Source organism: Moorena sp. SIO3I6 (assembly GCF_010672095.1).
Genome location: NZ_JAAHHU010000469.1, coordinates 1 through 3,332 on the forward strand (window position 1 = coordinate 1; position 3,332 = coordinate 3,332).

Annotated in this window: 4 protein-coding genes and 1 pseudogene; all 5 read right to left on the bottom strand. The window is 44.1% G+C overall.

Annotated features, from left to right (window positions below):
• Positions 1-269: adenylyltransferase/cytidyltransferase family protein (locus F6K49_RS38050; protein WP_293105433.1), on the bottom strand; the 269-nt coding region annotated here is incomplete at its 3' end.
• A 436-nt stretch (positions 270-705) separates the two neighbouring features.
• Positions 706-864, bottom strand: a complete 159-nt coding sequence (locus F6K49_RS38055) for a hypothetical protein (RefSeq protein WP_293105436.1) — start codon at positions 862-864, stop codon at positions 706-708.
• A gap of 140 nt (positions 865-1,004) precedes the next feature.
• Positions 1,005-1,247 carry an HNH endonuclease signature motif containing protein gene (locus tag F6K49_RS38060; RefSeq protein ID WP_081431350.1) on the bottom strand — a complete coding sequence of 81 codons (243 nt, stop codon included), beginning with the start codon at positions 1,245-1,247 and terminating at the stop codon, positions 1,005-1,007.
• 81 nt (positions 1,248-1,328) lie between these two features.
• Positions 1,329-2,757 (bottom strand): annotated as a pseudogene (gene ltrA, locus F6K49_RS38065) (group II intron reverse transcriptase/maturase); the annotation flags it as partial.
• Between the two features lie 68 nt (positions 2,758-2,825).
• Complete coding sequence (locus F6K49_RS38070) at positions 2,826-3,224, bottom strand: transposase (protein ID WP_293031197.1); 399 nt, start codon at positions 3,222-3,224, stop codon at positions 2,826-2,828.
• Positions 3,225-3,332 lie beyond the last annotated feature (108 nt).

Below are 3,332 nucleotides of genomic sequence, written 5' to 3' on the forward strand. Positions count from 1 at the left end.
AGAGTTGCCAGAATTTCTGCCCTCTGTATTTCAGGAACCAGTGGTCGGGGAGGATATCCTGGCTGTGATGGTTTAATGCGGTTTACTGATTGATCACTATTTAGCCCGACCACTAGAGCTGAACCCAAGGATTTGGCAATCTTTAAGTAACGCACATGACCAATGTGTAGTATATCAAAACAGCCATTAGTAAATACCAGAGGTCGCCATCGCTCTGACTCCTGGGTCATCAGCTGTTGTAATTCATCGGCAGTGTAGATTCCAGTCATCTCACTTGAAAATAGTTCTGAGTGCGTCAGGCAGACAATCCTGAGTTAAAAGGACTTACTCCGGTAGTAGGTTTGTCTACTACCAAGGCTACTTCCCTCGCCCCGAAGGAGCTGATTTCTACTTTGCCGTCTACCATATTGATTGGATTTTTTACCAGGAGAGTCAGGGGTTTTGACAGATTTTCTAAGCTCTGCTACCAGGTAAGTCTTGGCTTTTACTCACTAGGGCAGTTTACTTACCAATACTATTATACATACAGGCGATTTGACACTCCCCGGCCTAAAGGCGCGGGGATTCTTGGTTCAACGAGGCAGCGTGGCTCTTCCAGGCCAGAGCCAAGAAGAGTAGAGGCCGCCTCTCCCCGAGCGTTCGGATCGACGTTCGCGTAGTGTGACCTACGGTCAATCCAAGTTCCGGTGTGCCGGAAACGAAACCTTAGTAGAGGGTCGCCTTAGTTAATAAGTTTTGACCCTTTTTCTCATAGCCAGTCCCCTGTAAAGGCGACCCTCTACTTACGGTAACTTCAAACCCCACCGTACTCAAAGCTCTCTTTAGGATATTGTTCGCGTAGCGTCGGCTGAGGCCGAAGGCCACGCTTCGCGAACGCCGAATCGCAGTATTGTGATTAAACTAAGTCAGTGAGTCACCCCACTGACTCGTCTTCAGAACCGTACGTGACAATGCACGCATCATACCGCTCCTCATCATAGGACTTATCCTTGACAGTGGTACCTCTAAAACGGATTCTCATCTAACTCGTTGGGGTTAACTTTAGTTCCGTGTTTGGCATCGTGGCAATGTAGGTGTAATAATTCCAGATTTTCATCCTTGTTGCTTCCACCATTAGCGCGCGGTAATATATGATGTATTTCCAATAAATCTCCATCCTTGAAAGTAAGACCACAATCAGCGCATTTCCGGAAACGAAACCTTAGATAGTGGAGCCTTACTACAACAGACTTCAACCTTTTACGCATAACCTACCAACTATAAAGGCTCCACTATCTTACGGTAACTTCAAACCCTTCAAGCCGTTCTAAAAGCTTTCCCTTATTAAACTAAGCCAGTGAGTCACCCCACTGACTCGTCTTCAGAACCGTACGTGACAATGCACGCATCATACGGCTCCTCATCAAACGGAACCATTGTCATTGGTACCTCATTAACGGGTTTTCATCTAACTCTAAGGCGTTGACTTTTGTCCCGTGTTTGGCATCGTGGCAATGAAGGTGTAGTAATTCCAGATTTTCATCTTTGTTAGTTCCACCATTAGCGCGTGGTAAGATGTGATGCATTTCCAATTTGTCTCCATCCCTAAAGGTAAGACCACAGTGGGAGCATTTCCCTTTTTGCCTTTTCAAAAGTTTTGCCTTCTGAATGGTATTTTCGGGATGTTTACCCATTCTGAGACTCCAGTAGATTAAATCGCCATCGTAGGGACTTCTGGTTTCTTTGACTTTTCTGTGCCGAACAATAGGTGTTTTGGCATGTTTGGGCAAGTAATTATCTTTCCCGGTCATGAACATCCAGTTGTCTTTCCCGATGGTTCCCCAATATTTCTTGATTACCCAGGATTTCGATTTCTTGGGATGCCTCCTATATCCCCATCTTCGGAGTTTTTTCCATAGCATATGCCCTAATGTATTGAAGGTTTCCTTACTACAGACTGAACTATAGTAATTACACCATCCTCTTATAATGGGTTTTAGTCGGCTGATTAGAGCCGTCTGCGGGGCAGCTCTGTATTGGTCGATAACTTTGGCGAGCTGCCTGTAATGCTCTAGAACTTTTTCCAATGATGGTTTGATGATGGTCTTAAAACCTTGTTTTGACTGGTTTTTACCAACCTGATATTGACGGATATTGAATCCGAGGAAGTCAAATCCTTCAAATGTATGGGTAATCCTGGTCTTACTTGATTTTAATTCCAAACCCATGTCATTCAACCATATATTGATGATTCTTTGACATTCTTTTACCACGTAATGGTCTTTATGCATTATGACAAAGTCATCTGCATATCGGACTAAATTTAATGCATTCCTATTCTTGGATTTACTTCCCTTCATAGTTTCTGCGAATTGTTTAATCCTTTTTTCCATGCCGTGAAGAGCTATATTTGCCAGAAGGGGAGATATGACTCCGCCTTGTGGAGTGCCCTCTTCTGTAGGTGAGAATGTCCCATTATCCATCACACCAGCTTTTAACCAAGACTTGATTAATCGTCTTAAGGATGGATAAGTATTCAATTTTGTCAGAAGTGCATTATGGTTGATTTTATCGAAACATTTGGCAATGTCGGCATCTAGTACCCATTTAGGTTTTTGGTTGATGCCTGTGAATATTGCTTCAATCGCATCGTGACAGGAGCGTCCTGGTCTGAATCCGTATGAATTGGGTTCAAAGCGTGCTTCCCATTCAGGTTAAACATGCCTGTTTAGTTAGTGCCTGTAATGCGCGGTCATACATGGTCGGGATTCCCAATGGGGGACTTGCAATAAAATAAGATACCCATATTCGTCGGGACAATTGTAATATCCCATTTGGGTAATGTGTCAGAACGACACCTTGAAAGTTGATAGGATTCCAATTCCTTGGGGTTTAGGTCTCAACCCTTTTTCATAGATGGTGTCCAATATATGTACTGTTGGTGTGCAGCCGTTACAACTCATGTTTGTAGCCCATTGGACAACAGCTTCAACCGAGTCATAAATTGCGCCATTCCAATAGTTCTCCAACGCAGCCCAACACCGCTCAATCGGATTGTACTTGCTGTGATAGGGAGGGTAGTACTTTACGCGGATGCGGGTTGCAATTGCCCGAGACCATTCAACCATGCCCTTGATAAATTGGGTGCGGTTGCGGAGGGTGGCACTGCCTCCATCTAGATTAATCACTAATTCGTCGAATTGAGTCGGTTGGAATTGATTGTCATTCAACCTAGGGCGTGTCATCAATCAAAATGTTTGACAGAAGTAGCTTGATAGGATATTCGTGTAAATCCTGCAATCACAATAGGTGGGCATAAATGATTATGAAACGTTATGGCTGGCGAGATGACC